A 1,499-nucleotide genomic window follows, 5' to 3' on the forward strand; every position below is an offset into this window, starting at 1 on the left:
CGATGCGGCGCAGGTCGGCGGCGGCGGTGTCGACGACCACACCCCGGTCCGACTCCAGCTCGGAGACACGGGTCGCCAGCCGGGAAGGGCTCAGCAGGCCGGTCACCATCAGCCGGTCGACCGTCGCCAGCGCCCGGATCACCCACGGGGTGACGAGCACGAAGAACAGCCCGAACAGGCTGGTGAGAGTCACCTCCACCGGCGAGTCCAGGTAGAACGAGTGCGTCCTGTCCCCGTACAGCTGGAGGCCGTCCATCCCGGCGTACACCGGGAAGACCCACCGCCACAGCGGGTACGTCAGCAGACCCCAGCCGTAGGCCCAGAAGGTCACCGCGACGGTGAAGGCGAAGATCGCCCACGGCATGTGCAGGACCGAGTAGAGGAAGTGCCGCCAGGACTCACCGCTCTTGAGGACACCGCCCACCCAGCCCATCAGCCCGCTTCCGGACCGGCGGCGCACGGGCGGGAGATCCGCTATCTCCACTCCGAGCAGGCTCCGCGCCCTCGCCCGCTCCAGCATGCCGAATCCGCGGCACATCACGAGGGCGGCGGCCAGCAGCGGGATTCCCAGGAAGGTCACCACCAGACCGGCGGCGAGCGACACCATGGCTATGGACAAGGCGAAGTAGAAGACGCTGAGCGGCAGACCGACCACCAGGTAGCCGAACTCGCGCCATGTGCGGGCCTCGAAGGGCGCCCGCAGCGCCGCGGGGAGGCGGTGGTGCCGGGTCTCCGGTCCATAGGCCAGGGCCATCGGGTCGTCCATCCGTTTCTCGTCGTCGACAGGTCCGCGGAAGCCGCGGTGTGCGCGCCGCCCGTGCCGTTCGCGCCCCCGGCGGGGCGGTGCGGGGGCTTGGTGCCGTGTGCGGGGTGGTGCGGGGGCTTGGTGCCGTGCGTGGGGTGGTGCCTTGCGTGGGGTGGTGCGGGAAGCTGCGGGCCGTGCATGAGGTGGTGCGGGAGTGGCGGTGCGGGGAGCCGCGGGCTGGGATGCGCCCGGTACGTCAAGCGTGCTGGACCGGGCGGCCCGGCACCATGAGGCTCGCGTCCGTCTTCGACCGGGGGTTATCCCCCCTGCCGGGCTGGGGCGTGCCCGTGACCGGCAGGGGGACGCGCGGCGGGGCGGGAGGCGTCACGGCGGCGCCAGGGCAACTCGGCGGTCACCGTCGTCGGCCCGCCGGCCGGGGACTCCAGGACGAGCAGGCCGTCCACCGCCCCGAGCCGCTCCGCCAGGCCGGCCATGCCCGTGCCCCCGGCCGGCCGGGCGCCACCGCGACCGTCGTCGGTGACCTGGATCAGCAACCGGTCGTCCGCCCGCCAGACGTCCACCGCGGCCTCGCGCGCCCGGGAATGCTTGGAGACGTTCTGGAGGAGCTCCGAGACGGTGAAATAGGCGATGCCCTCGATCGCCTCCGCCGGCCGCTCGGGCAGGTCGACGCTGACGGTGACGGGGACGGTGCAGCGGGAGGCGACGGAGGACAGGGCGGCGTCGAGTCCTCGGT

Annotated in this window: 2 protein-coding genes; both read right to left on the reverse strand. The window is 73.0% G+C overall.

Annotated elements, in window-relative coordinates; all coding sequences use genetic code 11:
- Positions 1 to 754: sensor domain-containing protein (locus IE109_RS32790; RefSeq protein WP_189555003.1), on the reverse strand; the 754-nt coding region annotated here is incomplete at its 3' end.
- A gap of 308 nt (positions 755 to 1,062) precedes the next feature.
- Positions 1,063 to 1,499, reverse strand: a 437-nt coding sequence (locus tag IE109_RS32795; protein WP_373297816.1) for a sensor histidine kinase, incomplete at its 5' end; no start/stop codon positions are given.

This window comes from Streptomyces lavendofoliae (assembly GCF_014649735.1).
Classification (GTDB): Bacteria; Actinomycetota; Actinomycetes; order Streptomycetales; family Streptomycetaceae; genus Streptomyces; species Streptomyces lavendofoliae.